Source organism: Micromonospora sp. DT62 (assembly GCF_049847285.1).
GTDB lineage: Bacteria > Actinomycetota > Actinomycetes > Mycobacteriales > Micromonosporaceae > Micromonospora > Micromonospora reichwaldensis.
In genome coordinates this window covers 65928-86327 of record NZ_JBNCOB010000004.1, presented here as the reverse complement: position 1 = coordinate 86327, position 20400 = coordinate 65928, and the positions used below count along the sequence as shown (strand labels likewise).

The following is a 20400-nucleotide window of genomic DNA, read 5'->3' as shown; positions in this document are numbered from 1 at the left end:
CCAGGACCGTCGAGCCAAGGGCGTCGAGCCGGGGGCGCCGGGCTCAGGTGGCGGGGGTCGGGACGAGTTCGGGGGCGGACGCGAGGGTGGCGGCGGTGCGGCGGCGGAGCTCGATCGGGAGCACGGCCAGCGCCACCAGCGCCCCGACCGCCCCGGTGACGGCGAAGCCCCAGGCCGGTGCGGAGGCGTCGATGACGGCGCCCGCGAGGGGCGCGCCCACCGCCATGCCGATCGTGACCGCCGAGCCGTGCAGGCCCATCGCCTCGCCGCGTACGGAGGCGGGGACCAGCCGGCTGACCGCGTCCGAGGTGGCCGCGATGGTCGGCGCGCAGAGCGCCCCGGCGGGGATCAGCGCCAGGCAGAGCAGCCACCAGTGTGCCCCGCCCAGCCCGACCGGGATGGTGCAGAGGCTGAGCGCGGCCATCAGGACCAGCGGCGGGAAGGATCGGGTGACCGCCCCGTACGCGAATCCGCCGACCAGCGACGCGACCGCCCAGACGGCGAGGACAGCGCCCGTCCACCCGACGTCGCCGTTCTCCCGCAGCACGGCGACCACCGCCACGTCGGTGCCGCCGAGCACCAGCATGCCGGCGGCGCTGACCGCCAGCACGGCGAGCAGGCGCGGGGTGAGCCACGACCGGCGGGGCACCCGCGGCTGCGGCCCGGCCGGCTCGCCACCGCTCCGGACGGGCGGGTTCAGCACCCAGAACGCGACGCCGGCGGCGACGATGCCGGCGCCCACCAGATAGAGCGTGGTGCGCGGGGAGATCGCGGTGGCCGCCGCCACGGCCAGCGCGGGACCCACCATGAACGACAGCTCCACCGACATCGAGTCCAGCGCGTACGCGGGGCGGCGCCGCTCCGGCGGCACCATCGCGGCGATGGACTGCCGGATCACCGAGAAGATCGGCAGGGCGAGCGAGCCGGCCAGGAACGCGGCGGGCAGCAGCACCGGGTACGGCAGCATCGGCGCGGTGGACCAGAAGACGGCCTCGGCGATCCCGGTCAGCACGAGCACCGGCCGCAGGCCGCGCCGGTCGACCAGGCGGCCGAGCAGCGGGCCGCCGATCGCGGCTCCCACGGTGATCGCCGCGCCGACGAGCCCGGCCGCTCCGTAGCCGCGCCCGAGGTCGAGCACGACGTAGAACGTCAGGGTCACCCCGGTGGCGGTGAGCGGGACGCGGGCGAGCACCGACACCAGCAGCAACGACCGGAGACCGGGCAGGGCGAGCGCCTCCCGGTAAGGCTTCAGGTTCATGTCGGTGCGTACCTCCGCCGGACATCCTCGGCCGGAGGTACGACACCCGCCAACGAATTACGGCCTCATGCGGCCCTGATCACAGGCTCCCCGCGCAGGGTCACCCCGGCGCCGTCCATCGCCCGCAGCGCGACGTCCGTGGTGGGCGGGGCGACGGCGGCGGTGAGGTCCAGCAGGACGGTGGTGGCGAAGCCCTCCCGGGCGGCGTCCAGGGCGGTCGCCCGTACGCAGTGGTCGGTGGCGATCCCCACCACGTCGACCCGGTCCACGCCACGCTGGCGCAGCCAGTCGGCCAGGCTCTCGCCGCCCTCGGCGTGCCCCTCGAAGCCGGAGTACGCGGCCGCGTACTCGCCCTTGTGGAAGATCGCCTCGATCCGGTCGGTGGCCAGGTCGGGGTGGAACTCCGCGCCCGGGGTGCCCACCACGCAGTGCCGCGGCCAGCACTCCACGAAGTCCGGCGGGTCGCCGAAGTGGGCGCCCGGGTCGACGTGGTGGTCCTTCGTCGCGACGACGTGGTCCCAACGGTCCGGCTCGGCGGCGAGGAGCCGGGTGATCCCGGCGGCCACGCCGGCCCCGCCGCCTACGGCCAGCGAGCCGCCCTCGCAGAAGTCGTTCTGCACGTCCACGATGATCAGCGCGTTGCTCACCTGCTGCTCCTTCGTCAGTCGGCCGGGACGACCGTGACCGGGATGGCCGGGTCGCCGGCGGAGAGCTTGAGGCCCTCCCAGGGGATGGAGATCAGGCACTGTCGCAGGTGTTCCCGCGACTCGTCCAGGGTCGGCCGGTCGACCGGCTCGCCGCCGGCCAGGAACGAGTGCTGGAGCAGCCGGTCGTTGGGCCGGTGATCGGGCACGCCCTGCGGCACGACGATCTCCTCGGTGGCGGTGCCGGTCGGCTTGTGCCGGCGTACGGCCACCTTCCGGCCGCCGATGGTGGCCTTGTGCTCGGAGCGCTTGACCACCGGGCGGCCCTCGACCTCGACGAGCTTGTAGACCAGCCCGGCGGTGGGCGCGCCGGAGCCGGTGACCACGGCGGTGCCCGCGCCGTACATGTCGACCGGTTCGGCGGCGAGCGAGGCGATGGCGTGCTCGTCGAGGTCACCGGAGACGATGATCTTGGTTTCGGTGGCGCCCAGCGAGTCGAGCAGCTCGCGGGACTGCTGCGCGATCACCGCCAGGTCGCCCGAGTCGATCCGCACCGCCCGCAGGTCGGGCCCGGCCACCGCGATCGCGTTGCGGATGCCCTGGCTGATGTCGTACGTGTCGACCAGCAGCGTGGTGTCCTTGCCCAGCGTGGCGACCTGCGAGGCGAACGCGGTCCGCTCGTCGGAGTGCAGCAGGGTGAACGCGTGCGCGGCCGTGCCCGCGGTCGGGATGCCGTAGCGCAGCCCGGCGGCGAGGTTCGAGGTGAACCGGAAACCGGCCAGGTACGCGGCCCGCGCCGCGGCCACCGCCGCCTCCTCGTGCGCGCGCCGGGAGCCCATCTCGATGAGGGTCCGCCCGCGCGCCGCGGTGACCATCCGCGCGGCGGCGGCGGCCACGGCGCTGTCGTGGTTGAGCACGGAGAGGATGAGCGTCTCCAGCACCACGCACTCGGCGAAGCCGCCGGAGACGGTGAGGATGGGCGAGCTGGGGAAGAACAGCTCGCCCTCGGCGTAGCCCTCGATGTCGCCCGTGAAGCGGTAGTCGCGCAGCCAGGCGGCGGCCTGCTCGTCGACCACCCCGGTACGCCGCAGGAAGTCGACCTCGTCGGCGTCGAAGCGGAAGTCGCGGATCAGCTCGATCAGCCGGCCCGTGCCGGCCACCACCCCGTAGCGACGACCGGCGGGCAGCCGGCGGCTGAACACCTCGAAGACGCAGCGGCGGTCGGCGGAGCCGTCGCGGAGGGCGGCACTGACCATGGTCAGCTCGTAGTGGTCGGTCAGCAGCGCGGGGCGAAGGGTGCTCACCGCCCCAGCCTAGGGTTCACCCGTCATCGCTGCCGTCGTGGCCCGGGATCGTCCGTAGGGCGGCCCGCAGCTCGGCCCGGCCGGCGACGCCGAGTTTGCCGTAGATCCGCTGGAGGTGGTTCTCCACGGTGCGGGCGGAGAGGTAGAGCCGCTGGGCGATGACCCGGCTGGTCACCCCGTCGGCGGCGAGCCGGGCCACCTGCCACTCGCGTTCGCTCAGCGCCGGGGAGCCGGCCTGCAACGCCGGGGTACGGACCAGGTCGCAGCGGCCGAGCAGGGCGGCGAGACGTTCCCGGGCCGCGGCCGCCGCCGGGGAGCGCCGCCGGCGCAGCCGGTCCAGGGCGGTGGCGGTGGCCTCCGCCGCGTAGACGGTCAGCTCGAGCGCGTCGAAGCCGTCGGCGACCGCCAGCAGCTCGTCGGCGGAGCCGCCCGCGGTGGCCCGGGCGTGCCGGGCGAGCAGCGGGGGCAGCAGCCCGTCGACCCGCTCGGAGAGCTCGGCGAGCCGCTGCGCGACGGTGCGCCGGCCGCCGTCGGAGCAGGTCGGGCCGAGCGGCGCGGTCGCCTGGCCCAGTCGGACCAGGTCGTGCAGCACGTGCACCTCGTGGCCGGCGAAGCCGTCGGCGCGCAGCCGGTCGGCCAGCCCGCTCAGGTGCTTGACGGCGCCGGACACGTCGCCACCGGCGGCGAGCACCGCGCCCCGGGCCTGCTCCAGCCACGGGTACAGCACGATCATGCCTGGGGCGTGGGTGCGGTCGGCCTCCGCCATCGCCTCGGCCGCCTGCGCGGCGTCGCCCCGCAGCGCCGCCGCCTGGGCCCGCTCGGCCTGGGCCAGTCCCGCGTAGACCCGGCTGGTGGCGAGCACCGCGCAGGCGCCGAGGCTGGTCCGCAGCGCCGCGTCGCTCTGGCCGCGCAGCCGGGCCGCGTACGCCTGGAGGATGGCCAGGTAACCGGTGCCGAGCCGGAAGTCGCCGGCCCCGGCCAGGTCGGCGAACTCGTCGGCCACGATCGCGTCGATGCCGGCCAGGTCGCCCGCGAGCGCCAGCCGGGTGCCCCGGGCCAGCTCCAGGGCCAGTTGCAGGTACGGCATGTCCGCCCGCCACCGGCCCGCCTCGGCCTGCACCCGGTTGATCGCGGTGGCGCTGCGGTGCAGCTGCCCCTGCGCGGCCTGGAGGTGGGCGATCGTGCTGCGTGCCAGCTCCCGGGCGGCGACGCTCGCGGCCGGCCGGTCCAGCACCGTCTGCCCGAGCCGCAGCGCGATGCCGGTGTCCAGCCGGTGCAGCCGCATGATGCCCTCGAAGGCGAGCACCCGGGCCTGGTCGGCGGAGTCGGCGAGGGTCGACCGGAGGGCGGCGATCTCCTCCACCGTGGACTCCCGGCTCAGGCCCCAGTAGCTGACCATGCCCCGCACGGTCAGCCAGCGGCTCAGCCGCCGGTCGTCCTCGATGTCGGTGGCGACCGCGTCCAGCACCCCGATCGCCTCGTCCGGCCGGTCGGCGAACATCAGGATGGTGGCCAGCAGCTCCGCCGCGTCGAAGCCGCCGCCCGCGTCGAGCGCCGCGCGGGCCAGCCGGGTCGCCAGTGGTACGTCGTAGCGGGCGAACGCCTGCCGGGCCGCGTCGAGCAGCAGGGCCGGATCCTGCGCGGTGCCCGAGTCGAGCCGCCACACGGCCACCCGGAGCAGGTCGTCGCGGCGTCGCTTGCCGACCAGCTCCAGCAGCTCGGCGAGGCGGGCCTGCAACCGTCGCGTCCGGCTGACGGGGCAGCGGCGGCGCATCACCTCGCCGTAGAGCGGGTGGGCCAGCCGCACGTTCGCCCGGCGGTCGTCGTGTTCCACGGCGATCAGCCCGCGTTCCTCGGCGGTCTCCACGTCGACCGGGTCGGCGGCCTGGTTGAGCAGGTGCAGGCCGAGCGGTTCACCGAAGGCGACCAGCTCCACCACCCCGCGTACGCCCGAGGTGAGCTGGCCGATCCGGACGTCGATCAGGTCGGTCAGGTTGGGCGCCAGCTCCAGCCGGCCGGTCCACTTCCAGATCCCGTACGTGCGGGTCAGTTCCCCGCGGTCGGCGGCGAACACGAGCTCGCGCAGCAGCAGCGGGTTGCCCTCGGAGAGCCGGCCGAGCCGGTCGGCGGTGGTGGCGTCGACCGGTCCCTCCAGGATCGCGGAGAGCAGCCGCGTGGTCTCGGCCGGCGGCAGCGGCCTCAGCTCGACGTGGTCGACCAGGCCGTCGGTCCACAGGGCGCGGATCGGCAGCGGGAGCTGCTCGCCGTCGCGTGACGTGCCGACGACCGTGGCGTTGTCGGAGCGGGCCACCAGGTGCACCAGCGCCGCCGACGGCGGGTCGAGCAGGTGCGCGTCGTCGACCGCGAGCACGATCCGGCGGCCGGCCGCCTGCTGCTGCAGCACGTCCACCGCCCAGCGCAGGATGCCGGCGGGGGACAGGCCCTGCGGCTGCTCCGTCGGGAGCACCTGGACGAGACCGCCGAAGGGGAGCGCGGCCGTGGTGGCGCTGGCCGCGATCGTCCAGACGGCGTACCCATCGCGGGGGAGGGCCGCCATCCCCTCGCGCAGCAGGCGGCTCTTGCCGATGCCCGCGTTGCCGCTGAAGAAGATGCCCCGCCGCTCCGCGCCGGTCACCGCCGACAGCAGACGGTTGAGCTCATCCGTTCGGCCGACGAACCCCCACCGACTCATCGGGGCAGCATATCGATCGGAATCCGTCCGCGTGCACATCGTCACGCACCGAAGTTGAGTAGTCTCGTGGTTACCTCTGAGTATTCGAAGTGTTCGGCTCCGGGGCCCGGCCGCACGTACTCTTCCGGCATCCGGGTGCCGTCACCGGACGATTCCATGCGGCCGGCCACTGCCGGTCGCCTGCCACGGGAGGCCGCTTTCGATGAAGCCCGGTCCTCTCCCCGCCGTCGACAGGCCCGACGACATGGCCGGAGCCGCCGAGCTGCCCCGTCGCGACCGGCTGCCCGTCCGGCTGGGGGTGACCGAGCCCCGCCCGGAGGAGCCGCTGGCCGTGATCGGCGTCGGCCCGGCCGCCGCGGGGCGGCGCGAGGTGCTCGCCCGCCTGCTCCAGCTCGATCCCGCCATGCTCGCCGTGCCCGCCGGCAGCTGGCTCGTGGTGCGCCACTCCCAGGTGCCGACGCGGGCCGCGTACGTGCCCGGCTACCGTCAGCCCCACTCCTACGGTGCCGACCGGCTGGCCGCCGGGCCGGCGCTCGCGCGCCCGCCGCGCCGGGTCGAGCTGAGCCTGCCCGAGCCCCTGCTGCGGCACTTCAGCCTCGTCGACACGCCGGACACGGGTGCCCTCGGGGCGGCCGGCGGTCGGCTGCTGCTCGACGCGGCGGGCCGGGCCGGGGCGGTGCTCTTCGTGATCGCCGCCGACCAGGCCTTCACGGCGGTTGAGCTCCACCTGCTCGCCGACCTGGCCCGTGCCGGCGTCGGGGTCGTCTTCGCGGTCACCCCGGGCGCGGGCGGCTGGGCCCCGGTGCCGGAGGGCGCGGCCACGACGGAGGGCACGGGAGCGTCCGTCGGGTCGGCTCCCGCACCGGTGGACCCGGTCGCGGTCACCGTCGAGGCGCACCGGGCGGTCCTGCTGGCCGCCGTGCCCGGGCTCGCCGACGCCCGCTGGTTCCCGATCGACGCCGCGGGTGACGGGGCGGACCTGCGCCGGGCGCTGGTCGGCTGGGCCGCCGACGAGGGGCTGCGACGGGCGAGCGCCGAACCGCCGGTGCTGCCGGGATCGCACGGCCGGGTGCCGGTGGTGGCCGACCCGGGCGGCTGGTCGGAGCAGCTCGACCGGCAGGCCCGGTCCTCCTCGCGGCGCATCCGCCAGCACCTGGCCCTGGAGGTGGCGAACATCCACCTCCGCGTCGTGCAGGAGATCGTCTTCGGGGTCGGCTGCGCCGGCCTGCCGCAGCTGCTCGACCGCGAGATGGAGGCGCTGTCGCTGCTGGCCACCGCCCAGTGCGACGAGGCGGTGCGCGGGCTCGTCGAGGAGGCCGCCGGCCGGGTCTTCGGCGCGCCGCTGCCGGCGGGCGTCCGGCGGCGCCTCCACGACCCGGTGTGCTGGGGCCTGACGGAGCACCGGGGCGAGCACGAGCTGGACCGCGTGCTGCTCGTCACCAGCACCGGCGGCGTGGCGGGGCTGATCGGGACCGGCGCGACCGACACGCTGGCGAGCTACCCGGGCGTGGCGCGCGTGGAGGTGCTCCCGCCGGTGGCCGTGGCCCTCTCGGGCGGCTGCTGGCAGCACTGGCGCAGCCCCGGCAACCACGACCCCAACGCCGCCCGCGCCTGGGCCCAGCGCGCGTTGCGCGAGGTCGAACTGGAACTGTGCCGGGAGGTGGCCCGGCGGTTCGAGGTGGTCCGCCTCTCGCTGGACGGGGTGCTCTCCGATGCTGTCGACCACGGCATCCTGCTCGCCTGAGGGCGAGCCGGTCGCCTGCGGCGTCGGCACCGGGCGGCCGCCGCTCGCTGCCGCCGACGCCCTTGACCAGGCAGGACGCGGCGATCCGCGCCGGGCCGGCGTTCCGGTTCCTCGGTTCGCCGGGTCCGGTGGCACGATGGGGGGCATGGCGGCTCCGCAGGTTGCACCTGTCGAGACGCCGGACACCGATGAGGTGCCGGCGTCCGACCGGCCGTGGGTGACGATCGTCTGGGACGACCCGGTCAACCTCATGACGTACGTGACCTGGGTCTTTCAGAAGCTCTTCGGCTACAGCCGGGAGAAGGCGGAACAGCTCATGCTCGACGTGCACCACAAGGGTCGCGCCGTGGTCTCCAGCGGCGCCCGGGAGCGGATGGAGCACGACGCGTCGCAGCTGCACGCGTACGGGCTGTGGGCGACGGTGGACCGGTCGTGAGCATGTTCCGTCGCCAGGGCGACCGCTACGTCGTCACCTTCGCCGTCGACGAGGTGCGGGTGCTGCGGAAGGTGGCATCCGAGGTGGTCGGGCTGCTCACCGACGGCTTCGACCACACCGACCCGGTGGTGGGCCGGCTCTTCCCCGAGGTCTACCCGGAGGACCCGTCCGGCACGGCCGAGTTCCGCCGCTACACCGAGGGCGACCTCAAGACCGCCAAGATCGACCAGGCCGGCGCGATCCTCGCGTCGCTGCCCGACGAGGCCGGCGGCGAGGTGCGTCTCGACGCGGAGGCGGCCGAGGCGTGGCTGCGGGCGCTCAACGACGCCCGGCTGGCGATGGGCGTCCGGCTGGAGATCAAGGACGGCACCGACCTCGGCGAGGAGCTCGACGACGCGGTCGCCGAGGACCCGACCTCCAGCCGGGTGTTCCAACTGTCGGTCTACGCGTACCTCGGCTACCTCCAGGAATCCCTGCTCAACGCCTTGATCGACTAGGCGTGACCGGCACCACCTCAACGTCGCGGCAGGTACGCGTTAGGCTGGACCACGTGCTGAGCATCGACCGGTCGATCATCGACGCGATCGTCGCCCACGCCCGGCGGGACCACCCCGACGAGGCGTGCGGCGTGGTCGCCGGTCCCGCCGGCAGCGACACCCCCACCCGGCACATTCCGATGGACAACGCGGCCCGTTCCATGACGTTCTACGAGTTCGACTCGATGGAGCAGCTGCGGGTGTGGCGCGAGATGGACGACCGGGACGAGGAGCCCGTCGTCATCTACCACTCGCACACCGCCACGGAGGCCTACCCGTCCCGCACGGACATCTCGTTCGCCGGTGAGCCCGGCGCGCACTACCTGCTGGTCTCCACCCGTGACGCCGACACGGAGGAGATCCGCTCCTTCCGGATCGTCGACGGCGTGGTGACCGAGGAGCCGGTCCGGATCGTGGACGCGGGGGTGGACCCGCACGCCGTGCAGTCCTACATGTTCGGGCAGAGCCCGGCGACGGTCGACTACGAGTGTTCCGGCCGCTGATCCAGCGCCGTCACACCCGTCCACGTCCCGTCACCCTTCGGCACGCCCGACCATCATCGAGGAGCACGACACCATGACCATCGAGATTCGCATCCCCACCATCCTGCGCAGCTACACCGGCGGCGCGAAGGTCGTCGAGGGTGCCGGCGACACGCTGGGCGACCTGCTCGCCGACCTGGACTCCCGGCACGCCGGCCTGAAGGCCCGGCTGGTCACCGACGCCGGTGCGCTGCACCGCTTCGTCAACGTCTACGTCAACGACGAGGACGTCCGTTTCCTCGGCGCGCTGGACGCCAAGCTCAACGACGGCGACAGCGTGACCATCCTGCCGGCCGTCGCCGGTGGCGCGTTCGGCTTCGCCGCGGCTGCCGCGATCGCCCAGCACGGCGCCGCGGTCGCCGCGCGGTCGGCCGCCGCCGCCCGCTGACGGGCGGCGGTCACCATGGCGCGGTACGACAGCCTTCTCGACGCCTGCGGGGGAACGCCCCTGGTCGGGCTGCCCCGGCTCTCCCCGACGGTGCCCGACGGGGCGCCGCCGGTGCGGCTCTGGGCGAAGCTGGAGGACCGGAACCCGACCGGCAGCATCAAGGACCGGGCGGCCACGTTCATGGTCCGGGCGGCCGAGGAGTCCGGCCGCCTCCGGCCGGGCGACACGATCCTCGAACCGACAAGCGGCAACACCGGCATCTCGCTGGCGATGGTGGCCAAGCTGCGCGGCTACCGGCTGGTCTGCGTGATGCCGGAGAACGTCTCGACCGAGCGGGTGCAGCTGCTCCGGATGTACGGCGCGGAGATCATCTTCTCGCCGGCGGCGGGCGGCTCCAACCAGGCGGTCGCCACCGCCAAGCAGATCTCGGCCGAGCACCCCGACTGGGTCATGCTCTACCAGTACGGCAACGAGGGGAACGCCCGGGCGCACTACGAGACCACCGGCCCGGAGCTGCTGCACGACCTGCCCACGATCACGCACTTCGTGGCGGGCCTCGGCACCACCGGGACGCTGATGGGCACCGGGCGCTACCTGCGCGAGAAGGTCGACGGCATCCAGGTCGTCGCGGCCGAGCCGCGCTACGGCGAGCTGGTCTACGGGCTGCGCAACATCGACGAGGGCTACGTCCCCGAGCTCTACGACGCGTCGGTGCTGTCCCGGCGCTTCTCCGTCGGCACCCGCGACGCGGTGCTGCGGACCCGGCAGCTCGTCGAGGTGGAGGGCATCTTCGCCGGGTTCTCCACGGGCGCGATCCTGCACGCCGCCCTCGCGGTGGCGCACGAGGCCGTCCGCGCCGGCCAGCGGGCCGACGTGGCCTTCGTGGTCTGCGACGGCGGCTGGAAGTACCTCTCCACCGGGGCGTACGGCGGCACCCTCGCCGACGCGGAGGAAGCCCTGGAGGGCCAGCTCTGGGCGTGACGTCCCGTGGCCGGGCGGCCGACCCACGTCGGTGGCCCGGCCGCCCGTCACGGCCCCCGCGACGTGGCCGGCCCGCTCACCCAGCGCTACCGTCGGACGCCGTCTCGTCACGGGATCCGGGCGGGCGGCCCGGACGGGTGTCACGTTGGTGACAACTTCCTGTGGATGACTCTTGTCGTCGCGCGGGCGCGCGTAGGCTGCCCTGCGTGGTGTACGCGTCGGTAGAGATCATCCACAGCGGGACCGTCGACGCGGAAACTACGCATAGTTACAGTGAGAAGACTCGATGCGACTGACCGTCCTGGGCTGCGCGGGCAGTTTCCCCGGTCCCGAGTCCCCCTGCTCGGCCTACCTCGTCGAGGCGGACAACTTCCGGCTGCTGATCGACTTCGGCTCCGGGTCGCTGTCCAACCTCCAGCGCTACGCGGGGCTGCACGCCCCCGACGCCATCATCCTCACCCACCTGCACTGCGACCACATCCTCGACGCGGTGACGTACGTGGTGGTCCGCCGCTACGCCCCGGACGGCCCCTACCCGTCGCTGCCCGTCTACGCCCCCGCCGGCGCACCGGACCGGCTGGCCGCCGCGTACGGGCAGGAGGACGGCACGGTCGAGGACGTCTACCAGTTCTACGCCCTCGAACCCGGCACCTTCCCGATCGGCCCGTTCGCGGTCACCGTCGACCGGGTGAACCACCCCGTCGAGACGTACGGCGTCCGGCTGGAGCACGGCGGCCGGGTGCTCTGTTACTCCTCGGACACCGCGCCCTGCGACGCGCTGCTGCGGCTGGCCCAGGACGCCGACACGTTCCTCTGCGAGGCGAGCTACCTCGACGGCGTGGAGAACCCGCCGGACCTGCACCTCACCGGCGGGGAAGCCGGCGAGGTGGCGACCAAGGCGGGGGTGGGCCGGCTGCTGCTCACCCACCTGGTGCCCGCCTGGGGCAGCGAGGCGCACACCGTGGCGTCGGCCGGCGCCGCCTTCGACGGGCCGCTCGAGGTGGTCCGGCCCGGCGCCAGCTACGAGATCTGACCGGGCAACCCGACGTCCGGCCGCTCCGTGCCTCGCACGGGGCCTCGGAAACCGGGTCGTCCGCCTAGGATCTCGCCGGTGAGCGACTCCCCCTCCGGGTCGGCCGGCTGGCAGCCCCACCTGCCAACTCCTCCCACGAACCCGTCCGGCCCGCCTGGTCCGCCGTTCCCGCCGGCCCCGGCCGGCCCCTGGCCAGGCCACCCGCCGCCGCACCCGCCATCGGCTGCCGGGCCGTACCCGCCATCGGCTACCGGGCCGTACCCGCCGCCCGGACAACGCGTCGCGTACCCGCCGCCGGCCGCTGGGCCGTACCCGCCGCCGGCCGCTGGGCCGTACCCGCCGCCGGCCGCCGGGCCGTACCCGCCGCCCGGACAACGCGTCGCGTACCCGCCGGCGGGCGGCCTACCGTCGGCCGGGTCCGGCTCGGCACCGCCGCGCCGGTCCACCGGGCTGCGGGTGCTCTTCGTGGTGCTCGCCGGGCTGCTCGCGACAGGGCTCTGCGCCGGTGGCGGCATCGCGGGCTACCTGGGTTGGTGGGAACCCCGGCAGGACATGGCCGAGCGGCGCGCCATCTTCGCGGACTGGGGGCGGCCGCACAGCTTCACCTCCGACGGGCTCGTCGAGGGCGACGACGCGTCGTCGCAGGTGTACCGGTTCACCTGCCCGCAGGGGCGGTGCCCGGTGGACCTCGGCGAACGGGTGCACGACTGGCTCGTCACCGCCGGAGCGCAGGACGCCAAGATCGAGGACGTGACGCGTTGCGTCACCCACGGCTTCCAGTACGGCGGCCCCACCTGCACCTGGACGTGGCGGGCGAACGGTTGCCGGGCGACCGTGACGACGACGGGCCTGGACAAGGTGCCGAGCGGCTGGGACCGACCGCTCGTGCTCAACGTCCGCATCCGTGAGTGCGACTGATCCGGGCGGCGGACGCGCCGCCGCCCGGGCCGGGGCACCCCGGAACGGCACGACCACCGCACCGCATAGGGTGCAGGGATGGCGCGACCTGACGGGCGGCGACCCGACGAACTTCGACCTGTGACGTTGACCCGGGGCTGGAGCACCCATCCGGAGGGCTCGGTGCTCGTGGAGTTCGGCGGCACCCGGGTGCTCTGCACCGCCAGCGTGACGGAGGGCGTGCCCCGCTGGCGCAAGGGCTCGGGGCTGGGCTGGGTCACCGCCGAGTACGCGATGCTGCCGCGGGCCACCAACACCCGCTCCGACCGGGAGAGCGTGAAGGGCCGCGTCGGTGGGCGTACGCACGAGATCTCCCGGCTGATCGGGCGCAGCCTGCGGGCGTCCATCGACCTGAAGGCCCTCGGCGAGAACTCGATCGTGCTCGACTGCGACGTGCTCCAGGCCGACGGCGGCACCCGCACCGCCGCGATCACCGGCGCGTACGTGGCGCTGCACGACGCGGTGACCTGGCTGGCCGGGCGCAAGTCGCTGGCCGGCAAGCCGGAGAAGGTCATGCACCGCTCGGTGGCCGCTATCAGCGTCGGGATCATCGACGGCGAGCCCCGGCTGGACCTCGACTACACCGAGGACGTCGCCGCCGAGGTCGACATGAACGTGGTCTGCACCGGCACCGGCGAGTTCGTCGAGGTGCAGGGCACCGGCGAGGCGGGCGTGTTCGCCCGCGAGCAGCTCGACGCCCTGCTCGACCTGGCCGTCGCCGGCTGCGTGGAACTGGCCGAAGCCCAGCGGAAGGCGCTCTCCCTCCCGTGAGCGCGAGGAGTGAGCCTGCGAGCCCCGCAGTCGCGAACAAAGGTGGATTCTGATGAACAAGGTGCTGCTCGCCACCCGTAACCGCAAGAAGCTCGTCGAGCTCCAGCGGATCCTCGACGGCGCGCTCGGCGCGCACCGCGTCGCCCTGATCGGGCTCGACGACGTCGAGGAGTACCCGGAGCTGCCCGAGAGCGGCCTGACCTTCGGCGAGAACGCGCTGATCAAGGCGCGGGAGGGCTGCCGGCGCACCGGCCTGCCGACGATCGCCGACGACTCCGGGCTGGCCGTCGAGGCCCTCAACGGCATGCCGGGGGTGTTCAGCGCCCGCTGGGCCGGCCGGCACGGCAACGACCAGGTCAACCTCCAGCTCGTGCTGGACCAGATCGCGGACCTGCCCGACGAGAACCGGGCCGCGTCCTTCGTCTGCACGGTGGCCCTGGTGCTGCCCGGCGGCAAGGAACACCTGGTCGACGGCCGGCAGAGCGGCCGGCTGCTCCGGTCGCCGCGCGGCGACGGCGGGTTCGGCTACGACCCGATCTTCCTCGGCGACGGCCAGGACCGCACCAACGCGGAGCTGACGCCGCAGGAGAAGGACGCGGTCAGCCACCGGGGCAAGGCGCTGCGCGAGCTGGCCAAGCTGGTCGCCAAGGTGCTGCCGCCCGCGAGCTGACGGACCCGCCCCGGTGGGAGGGGTGCTGACGGGGTTCGCCGTCATCGTCGCCGTCATCGCCGTCGGCTACGCGCTCGGCCGCAGCGGGGTGCTGGGGCCGGAGGCGGCCACCGTCCTCTCCCGTGTCGCGTTCTTCGTCGCGACTCCGGCGCTGCTGTTCGAGACGGTGGCCCGGGCGGACGTGCCCGCGGTCGTCTCGTCCGCCCTCGTCGTCACGGTGGTGAGCACCACCGCCGTGGCGTCGGTGTTCGTCGCCGTCGCGCGGCTCTGCTGGCGTCGCTCCGTCGCGGACGCGACGATCGGCGCGCTGGCCTCGTCGTACGTCAACGCGGCGAACATCGGCATCCCCGTCGCGGTCTACGTCCTCGGGGACGCCTCGTTCGTCGCGCCCGTGCTGATGTTCCAACTGGTCGTCATGACGCCCGTCGCGTTCGCCTTCCTCGAGGCGGCCACGGCGGGAAGCAGGCCGTCCCTCGGCACGGTGGTGCTCCAGCCGCTCACCAACCCGGTCACCATCGCGTGCGCGCTGGGCGTCGCGGCCAGCCTGACCGGCTGGCTGCCGCCGGAGCCGGTCCTGCGGCCGATCGAGCTCGTCGCCGCGATGGCGGTGCCCGCCACGCTGATCGCGTACGGCCTCTCCCTGCACGGCGCGCCGCGGCCCGGCTCCGGCGACACCGGACGCGACGTCCGGCTCGCGGTCGTCCTCAAGACGGTGGTCCAGCCCGCCGTCGCCTACCTCGTCGCCCGCTTCGCGATGGGGCTGCCGCCCGGCCTCGTGCTGGCCTGCACGGTCACCGCCGCACTGCCGACGGCGCAGAACGTCTTCGTCTACGCGATCCGCTACGGCCGGGGCACGGTCCTGGCGCGCGACTCGATCCTGCTGTCGACGGTGACCGCCGTGCCCGTGCTGATCGGGGTGGCGGTGCTGGCGGGCTGACACCCGCGGGCGCCCGGGCCACCGTGGCGCCACGGCGGCCCGGGGTGGCCGTCAGTCGAGGGGGCCGATCTCGCGCTCGATGGCGGCGCGCAGCTCGGGCCCGGCCAGCACGGCCCGGGCGGCCTCCATCAGCGGGGCCAGGAAGACGTCCGGCCCGGGCTCCCCGGCGATCCCGCCGAGCGCCGCGACGGCCGCCCGGCCGGCCGGCGACGGGGTGAGCGGGGCGCGCAGCTGGAGCCCGCGTACCCCGGCGAGCAGCTCGACGGCGAGCAGGCTGGTCAGGTTGTCCAGCACGGTGCGCAGCTTCTTGGCCGCCGCCCAGCCCATCGAGACGTGGTCCTCCTGCATGCCGCTGGTGGGCAGCGAGTCGACCGACGCGGGCGCGGCGAGCCGCCGGTTCTCCGCGACGATCCCGGCCGCCGTGTACTGGGCGATCATCAGCCCGGAGTTGACCCCCGCGTCGGGGGAGAGGAACGCCGGCAGTTCCCGGGAGCGGGTGACGTCGAGCAGCCGGTCCACCCGGCGCTCGGCGATCGCGCCCACCTCGGCGGCGGCGATGGCCAGGAAGTCCGCGGCGAAGCCGAGCGGCGCGCCGTGGAAGTTGCCGGTCGACTCGACGCGGCCGTCGGGCAGCACCACCGGGTTGTCCACCACCGAGACCAGCTCCCGGCCGGCCACCGTGCGGACGAAGTCCAGCGTGTCCCGGGCCGCCCCGGCGACCTGCGGCGCGCACCGCATCGAGTACGCGTCCTGCACCGCGTGCGCGAGGTCGTCGCGGTGCGAGTCCATCACCCGGGAGTCCTGGAGCAGCCGGTGGATGTTCGCCGCCGAGGCCGACTGCCCGGGGTGCGGCCGGATGGCGTGCAGCTCCGGCAGGAACGGCCGCTCCGAGCCGAGCATCGCCTCGATGGCGAGGGCGGCGGTGACGTCGGCCATCGTGAACAGGTGCGCGGCGTCGTGGATCGCCAGCAGCAGCATGCCGAGCATGCCGTCGGTGCCGTTGATCAGCGCCAGCCCCTCCTTGGCGGCCAGCCCGACCGGCGACAGCCCGGCCCGGCGCAGCGCGTCGGCGGCGGGCAGCCGCTCGCCGGCCGGGCCGAGCACCCAGCCCTCGCCGAGCAGCACCAGCGCGCAGTGCGCCAGCGGGGCCAGGTCGCCGGAGGCGCCCAGCGAGCCGTGCTCCGGCACCCACGGCGTCACGTCGTGGTTGAGCAGGTCGATCAGCGCCTCGGCGAGCAGGGGCCGGACCCCGGAGCGGCCGAGCGCCAGCGAGCGGACCCGCAGCAGCATCATGGCCCGGACCACCTCGCGCGGCATCGGCGCGCCCACCCCGGCGGCGTGCGAGCGGATCAGCGCGTGCTGGAGCTCGGCCCGCCGTTCGGGCGCGACGAAGGTGTTCGCCAGCGCGCCGAAGCCGGTGGAGACGCCGTAGACCGGGCGGCCGGCGGCCTCGATGCCGTCGACGATGGACCGGCTGGTGGTCATGGCGTCCACGGTGGCCGGGTCGAGGACGACCTTGGCGGAGCCGCGCGCCACGGCGAGCACGTCGGCGGGGGAGATCCCGGTGGGCAGGATGGTCACGGTCATTGCGGCACTCCGTTGCGCAGAACCTGGCGGATCAGTGGCACCCCCGGCCGGTAGGCCAGGTGCAGGTGGGACGGGGCGTCGAGGACGATCAGGTCGGCCCGCGCCCCCACGCCGAGCCGCCCGATGTCGTCGCGGCGCAGCGCCCGCGCGCCGCCGGCGGTCGCGGCCCAGACGGCCTCCGCCGGGGTCATCCGCATCTCGCGTACGGCGAGCGCCACGCAGAACGGCATCGACGACGTGTACGACGAACCGGGGTTGCAGTCCGTCGCCAGCGCCACGGTGACGCCGGCGTCGAGCAGCCGGCGGGCGTCCGGGTAGGGCGAGCGGGTGGAGAACTCGGCGCCGGGCAGCAGGGTGGCGACCGTGGTGGTGTGCATGCTGTCGGCGCACATGCAGTCGAACCGGGCGGAGGCCAGCGCGTCGACGTCGGCGTCGGTCAGGTGGGTGCAGTGGTCGACGCTGGCGGCGCCCAGCTCCACGCCGAGCTGGACGCCCGGCCCGGGGCCGAGCTGGTTGGCGTGCACCCGCACGCCCAGCCCGACGGCCTGCCCGCAGGCGAGGATGGCGCGGGCGTGGTCCACGTCGAACGCGCCCCGCTCGCAGAAGACGTCGATCCAGCGCGCGTGCGGCGCGGCGGCGGCCAGCATCGGCCCGCAGACCAGACCCACGTAGTCGTCGGGGCGGTCGGCGTACTCGGCGGGGACCACGTGGGCGCCGAGGAAAGTGGTCTCCTCGCTGACCTCGGCGGCGATCCGCAGCGAGCGGGCCTCGTCGGCGACGGTGAGGCCGTACCCACTCTTGATCTCCATGGTGGTGGTGCCCTGCCGCAGCGCCTCGCCGTGTAGCCGCCGCACGGTGGCCCGCAGCTCGTCGTCGCTGGCCGCCCGGGTGGCGCCGACCGTGGTCCGGATGCCGCCACCGGTGTACGGCTGCCCGGCCATCCGGGCGGCGAACTCGGCGGCCCGGTCCCCGGCGAAGACCAGGTGGGCGTGGCTGTCCACGAAGCCGGGCAGCACGGCGGCGCCCTGCGCGTCCAGGCGTCGGTCGGCGGCCGGCGCGTCGCGGGACGGCCCGATCCAGGCCACCCGCCCGTCCTCGACCAGCAGCGCGACGTCGCGCCGGATGCCCAGCGGTCCGCCCTCGCCCCCGGGCTCGTTGGTCACCAGCTCGCCGATGTCGTCGACCAGCAGACTGCTCATGAGGTCACCTCCTCGATCGCCGCGGTCAGTTCGGCCGGCACGTCGACCGTGAGGTGCCGGCCGTCGCGCACCACCGGCCGGCCGTCCACCACGACGTGCGTGACGTCGGCCGCGCCGGCCGCGAACCAGACCCCCACCGGCGGTACGCCGGCCGTGCGCGGGCTGTCCAGCCGTACGGTCACCAGGTCGGCGCGGGCCCCCACGGCGATCCGCCCGGCGTCGCGCCAGCCCAGCGCGGCGTGACCGCCCACGGTGGCCGCGTCGCGCAGCTCGGCGGGGGCGAAGTGGCCGCGCCGGCGGGTGCGCAGCCGCTCGTCCAACTCCACCGCGCGGGCCTCCTCGAAGAGGTCGATCACGGCGTGGCTGTCGCTGCCCAGGCTGAGCGGCAGGCCGACGTCGGCCATCCGCCGGGCCGGGCCGATCCCGTCGGCCAGGTCCCGCTCGGTGGTCGGGCAGAGGCAGACGCCCGTGCCGGCGTCCCCGAGCAGCGTGAGGTCGCCGCCGGTCAGGTGGGTGGCGTGCACGGCCGTCGTGTTCGGGCCGAGCGCCCCCCGGTCGGCGAGCAGCCGGGCCGGGGTGCAGCCGTGCGTGGCCCGGCAGGCGTCGTTCTCCGCCGGCTGCTCGGAGAGGTGCACGTGCAGCGGCGCCCCACGCCGGTCCGCCCACCCGGCGACGGTGGCGAGCTGCCCGGCCGGCACCGCCCGCACCGAGTGGATCGCCGCACCCACCCGCGCATGTTCGTCGGCGGGCCGGAACGCGTCGACCCGCTCCGCCCAGCGCAGCGCGTCGCCGTCGCCGAAGCGCCGCTGCGGCCCGGCGAGCGGCTCCCCGTCGACGGTGGCGGTGAGGTAGCAGGTGTCCAGCAGGGTGATCCGGATCCCGGCGTGCGCGGCGGCCTCGACCAGCGCCGCACCCATCGCGTTCGGGTCGGCGTACGGGGTGCCGTCCGGGTCGTGGTGCACGTAGTGGAACTCGCCGACGCAGGTGACGCCGGCCAGCGCCATCTCGGCGTAGACCGCCCGGGCCAGGGCCAGGTACGAGTCCGGATCCAGCCGCGCGGCGACCGCGTACATCCGGTCGCGCCAGGTCCAGAAGTCGCCGCGCCCGCCGTGGGTGCGTCCGCGCAGTGCCCGGTGGAACGCGTGCGAGTGGGCGTTGGCGAGCCCGGGCAGGGTCAGCCCGGGCAGCCGCTCGGCATCGGTCATGACCTCGACCCCGGCGGGCGGCGTGCTCCCGGCCGTCAGCGGGGTCACCCCGGTGATCCGCCCGTCGGTCGTCTCGATCAGCACGTCGGCGGTCGGCTCGGCGTGGTCGGGCAGCCAGGCGTACTCGGCCAGCCAGCGGGTCCCGGTCATGTCGTGTGCCCCCTGTCGAGCTGAATCGTCTGCGACATCAGTCGATCACCGCGGAGGCGAATCGTCTGCGACATCAGCTCGACAGGCCGCCGACGGACTTCCCTGGCCGCGGTCAGCCGCACGCCAGCTCCTCCAGCACCCGGGCCAGGGCGGTGACCCCGGCCGCGCAGTCGGCGTCGCTGGCCGACTCCGCCGGCGAGTGCGACACCCCCGTCGGGTTGCGCACGAAGAGCATCGCCGTGGGCAGGTGCGCGGCGAGCACCCCGGCGTCGTGCCCGGCCCCGGTCGGCAGCACCGGCGCGTCGAGCAGGGTCGCGAGCCGGTCGGCCAGGCCGCCGTCGAAGGAGACCAGCGGGGTGGCCGACTCCTCCGTCAGCGCCACCTCCGTACCGTCGCGGCGGGCCCGCTCGGCGGCCTTCGCGCGTACCGCGTCGACCAGCCCCGTCAGCGTCTCCGGCTCGGCGGCCCGCGCGTCCAGCCAGCCGGTCACCTTCGACGGGATCGCGTTGGTGGCGTTCGGCTCCACCGCCACCCGGCCGACGGTGGCGTGGGCGCCGCGCAGCCGCGCCTCCTTGTTGGCCGCCAGCACCGTGAAGGCGTACGTCAGCATGGGGTCGCGGCGGTCGGCCATCCGGGTCGTACCGGCGTGGTTGCCCTCGCCGGTGAACTCGAAGCGCCAGCGGCCGTGCGGCCAGATCGCGCTCGCCACCCCGACCGGCGCGCCGGCGTCCACCATCGCGCGGCCCTGCTCGACGTGCAGCTCGACGAAGGCGGCGAAGCCGCCGAGCAGCTCGGGCCGGGCGCCCGCCGGCCGGGCGCCCAGCGCCCCGGCGAAGCTCACCCCGCCGGCGTCGCGCAACCCGGCCGCGCGCTCCACCGCGATCTCCCCGGCGAGCAGCCGCGACCCCAGGCACGGTACGCCGAAGCGCGCGCCCTCCTCCTCGACGAACGCGCCGACCACCACGGGTCGGGTCGGCGCGACGCCGGCCGCGCGCAGCTCGTCGACGGCGAGGAACGCGCTGACGATGCCGAGCGGCCCGTCGTAGGCCCCGCCGTGCGGCACCGAGTCGAAGTGGCTGCCCGTCAGCACCGCGTCGCCGGCCTCCGGGTCACCCCACCGGGCGAACAGGTTGCCGTTGCCGTCGTCGGTGACCGGCATGCCCCGGCGCTCGGCCTGCTCGCGGAACCACTCCCGCAGCCGCAGCTCCGGCCCGGTCAGCGCGTACCGCAGATAGCCGCCGCTGCCCTCGTCGCGCCCGACCGGTGCGATCTCGTCCCACAGCGCCCGGAACCGGCCGGCGAGGCCGCTCATGCGGTACCTCCGTTGTTCGCGACTGCGGGGCTCCGCTGCGCTGCACTCCTCGCG

19 protein-coding genes are annotated in these 20400 nt (G+C 74.9%); 11 read left to right on the top strand and 8 right to left on the bottom strand.

All coding sequences use genetic code 11. The annotated features are described in order from the left end of the window. Positions 1 to 43 precede the first annotated feature (43 nt). The 4 genes from ACPXCB_RS07870 to ACPXCB_RS07855 all read right to left on the bottom strand — a co-directional run bounded on the left by ACPXCB_RS07870 (position 44) and on the right by ACPXCB_RS07855 (position 5898). Positions 44 to 1258 carry an MFS transporter gene (locus tag ACPXCB_RS07870; protein WP_425873546.1) on the bottom strand — a complete coding sequence of 405 codons (1215 nt, stop codon included), beginning with the start codon at positions 1256 to 1258 and terminating at the stop codon, positions 44 to 46. Positions 1259 to 1323: 65 nt separating this feature from the next. Next, positions 1324 to 1905 (bottom strand): isochorismatase family protein, encoded by a 582-nt coding sequence (locus tag ACPXCB_RS07865; protein WP_151453616.1) that lies wholly within the window; start codon positions 1903 to 1905, stop codon positions 1324 to 1326. 14 nt (positions 1906 to 1919) lie between these two features. Further along, positions 1920 to 3206: a nicotinate phosphoribosyltransferase gene (locus ACPXCB_RS07860; RefSeq protein ID WP_425873544.1), complete on the bottom strand. Its 1287-nt coding sequence runs from the start codon at positions 3204 to 3206 to the stop codon at positions 1920 to 1922. A gap of 16 nt (positions 3207 to 3222) precedes the next feature. Further along, positions 3223 to 5898, bottom strand: coding sequence for a LuxR C-terminal-related transcriptional regulator (locus ACPXCB_RS07855; protein ID WP_425873542.1), 2676 nt, complete (start codon positions 5896 to 5898; stop codon positions 3223 to 3225). Positions 5899 to 6100: 202 nt separating this feature from the next. On the opposite strand from ACPXCB_RS07855, the gene ACPXCB_RS07850 reads away from it, so the two are divergent. From ACPXCB_RS07850 to ACPXCB_RS07800, 11 genes are all read left to right on the top strand, one after another. After that, complete coding sequence (locus tag ACPXCB_RS07850; protein ID WP_425873540.1) at positions 6101 to 7642, top strand: hypothetical protein; 1542 nt, start codon at positions 6101 to 6103, stop codon at positions 7640 to 7642. A gap of 145 nt (positions 7643 to 7787) precedes the next feature. Then, positions 7788 to 8078 (top strand): ATP-dependent Clp protease adapter ClpS, encoded by a 291-nt coding sequence (gene clpS / locus ACPXCB_RS07845; protein WP_089001780.1) that lies wholly within the window; start codon positions 7788 to 7790, stop codon positions 8076 to 8078. 2 nt (positions 8079 to 8080) lie between these two features. Next, complete coding sequence (locus ACPXCB_RS07840; protein WP_192581321.1) at positions 8081 to 8575, top strand: DUF2017 domain-containing protein; 495 nt, start codon at positions 8081 to 8083, stop codon at positions 8573 to 8575. A gap of 53 nt (positions 8576 to 8628) precedes the next feature. Then, entirely contained in the window at positions 8629 to 9117 is a 489-nt protein-coding gene (locus tag ACPXCB_RS07835) for a Mov34/MPN/PAD-1 family protein (RefSeq protein ID WP_132233852.1), read from the top strand. 73 nt (positions 9118 to 9190) lie between these two features. Then, entirely contained in the window at positions 9191 to 9544 is a 354-nt protein-coding gene (locus tag ACPXCB_RS07830) for a MoaD family protein (RefSeq protein ID WP_425873538.1), read from the top strand. 15 nt (positions 9545 to 9559) lie between these two features. Beyond that, positions 9560 to 10525, top strand: coding sequence for a PLP-dependent cysteine synthase family protein (locus ACPXCB_RS07825; RefSeq protein WP_151453620.1), 966 nt, complete (start codon positions 9560 to 9562; stop codon positions 10523 to 10525). A 286-nt stretch (positions 10526 to 10811) separates the two neighbouring features. Then, positions 10812 to 11558, top strand: a complete 747-nt coding sequence (locus tag ACPXCB_RS07820) for an MBL fold metallo-hydrolase (RefSeq protein ID WP_425873536.1) — start codon at positions 10812 to 10814, stop codon at positions 11556 to 11558. 456 nt (positions 11559 to 12014) lie between these two features. After that, entirely contained in the window at positions 12015 to 12476 is a 462-nt protein-coding gene (locus tag ACPXCB_RS07815) for a hypothetical protein (protein WP_425873534.1), read from the top strand. 78 nt (positions 12477 to 12554) lie between these two features. Further along, on the top strand, positions 12555 to 13286 hold the full coding sequence (rph, locus tag ACPXCB_RS07810; protein ID WP_132233860.1) for a ribonuclease PH: 732 nt from the start codon (positions 12555 to 12557) through the stop codon (positions 13284 to 13286). A gap of 52 nt (positions 13287 to 13338) precedes the next feature. Then, positions 13339 to 13956 (top strand): RdgB/HAM1 family non-canonical purine NTP pyrophosphatase, encoded by a 618-nt coding sequence (rdgB, locus tag ACPXCB_RS07805; protein WP_425873532.1) that lies wholly within the window; start codon positions 13339 to 13341, stop codon positions 13954 to 13956. 22 nt (positions 13957 to 13978) lie between these two features. Then, a complete protein-coding gene (locus ACPXCB_RS07800) occupies positions 13979 to 14893 on the top strand; it encodes an AEC family transporter (protein ID WP_425873530.1) in 915 nt (304 codons plus the stop codon). Positions 14894 to 14944: 51 nt separating this feature from the next. Here ACPXCB_RS07800 and hutH read toward each other — a convergent pair whose 3' ends face one another. From hutH to ACPXCB_RS07780, 4 genes are all read right to left on the bottom strand, one after another. After that, positions 14945 to 16480 carry a histidine ammonia-lyase gene (gene hutH / locus ACPXCB_RS07795; protein ID WP_425873528.1) on the bottom strand — a complete coding sequence of 512 codons (1536 nt, stop codon included), beginning with the start codon at positions 16478 to 16480 and terminating at the stop codon, positions 14945 to 14947. Continuing rightward, positions 16477 to 17679, bottom strand: coding sequence for an imidazolonepropionase (gene hutI / locus ACPXCB_RS07790; RefSeq protein ID WP_425873527.1), 1203 nt, complete (start codon positions 17677 to 17679; stop codon positions 16477 to 16479). The genes hutH and hutI overlap by 4 nt, the downstream gene beginning before the upstream one ends. Next, the gene (locus ACPXCB_RS07785; RefSeq protein ID WP_425873525.1) at positions 17676 to 19034 is read right to left on the bottom strand and encodes a formimidoylglutamate deiminase; all 1359 of its coding nucleotides are present in this window, start codon (positions 19032 to 19034) and stop codon (positions 17676 to 17678) included. Before ACPXCB_RS07785 ends, hutI begins: the two co-directional genes overlap by 4 nt. A 112-nt stretch (positions 19035 to 19146) precedes the next feature. Continuing rightward, on the bottom strand, positions 19147 to 20346 hold the full coding sequence (locus tag ACPXCB_RS07780; RefSeq protein WP_425873524.1) for an allantoate amidohydrolase: 1200 nt from the start codon (positions 20344 to 20346) through the stop codon (positions 19147 to 19149). Positions 20347 to 20400: the final 54 nt, after the last annotated feature.

Excerpts from the sequence above, each read along its gene's own strand:
- ACPXCB_RS07785 (WP_425873525.1), bottom strand. The coding sequence starts at position 19,034 with ATGACCGGGACCCGCTGGCTGGCCGAGTACGCCTGGCTGCCCGACCAC.
- ACPXCB_RS07830 (WP_425873538.1), top strand. The coding sequence starts at position 9,191 with ATGACCATCGAGATTCGCATCCCCACCATCCTGCGCAGCTACACCGGC.
- ACPXCB_RS07840 (WP_192581321.1), top strand. The coding sequence starts at position 8,081 with ATGTTCCGTCGCCAGGGCGACCGCTACGTCGTCACCTTCGCCGTCGAC.
- hutI (WP_425873527.1), bottom strand. The coding sequence starts at position 17,679 with ATGAGCAGTCTGCTGGTCGACGACATCGGCGAGCTGGTGACCAACGAG.
- ACPXCB_RS07825 (WP_151453620.1), top strand. The coding sequence starts at position 9,560 with ATGGCGCGGTACGACAGCCTTCTCGACGCCTGCGGGGGAACGCCCCTG.
- clpS (WP_089001780.1), top strand. The coding sequence starts at position 7,788 with ATGGCGGCTCCGCAGGTTGCACCTGTCGAGACGCCGGACACCGATGAG.
- hutH (WP_425873528.1), bottom strand. The coding sequence starts at position 16,480 with ATGACCGTGACCATCCTGCCCACCGGGATCTCCCCCGCCGACGTGCTC.
- ACPXCB_RS07870 (WP_425873546.1), bottom strand. The coding sequence starts at position 1,258 with ATGAACCTGAAGCCTTACCGGGAGGCGCTCGCCCTGCCCGGTCTCCGG.
- ACPXCB_RS07855 (WP_425873542.1), bottom strand. The coding sequence starts at position 5,898 with ATGAGTCGGTGGGGGTTCGTCGGCCGAACGGATGAGCTCAACCGTCTG.
- ACPXCB_RS07820 (WP_425873536.1), top strand. The coding sequence starts at position 10,812 with ATGCGACTGACCGTCCTGGGCTGCGCGGGCAGTTTCCCCGGTCCCGAG.
- ACPXCB_RS07850 (WP_425873540.1), top strand. The coding sequence starts at position 6,101 with ATGAAGCCCGGTCCTCTCCCCGCCGTCGACAGGCCCGACGACATGGCC.
- rdgB (WP_425873532.1), top strand. The coding sequence starts at position 13,339 with ATGAACAAGGTGCTGCTCGCCACCCGTAACCGCAAGAAGCTCGTCGAG.
- ACPXCB_RS07780 (WP_425873524.1), bottom strand. The coding sequence starts at position 20,346 with ATGAGCGGCCTCGCCGGCCGGTTCCGGGCGCTGTGGGACGAGATCGCA.
- rph (WP_132233860.1), top strand. The coding sequence starts at position 12,555 with ATGGCGCGACCTGACGGGCGGCGACCCGACGAACTTCGACCTGTGACG.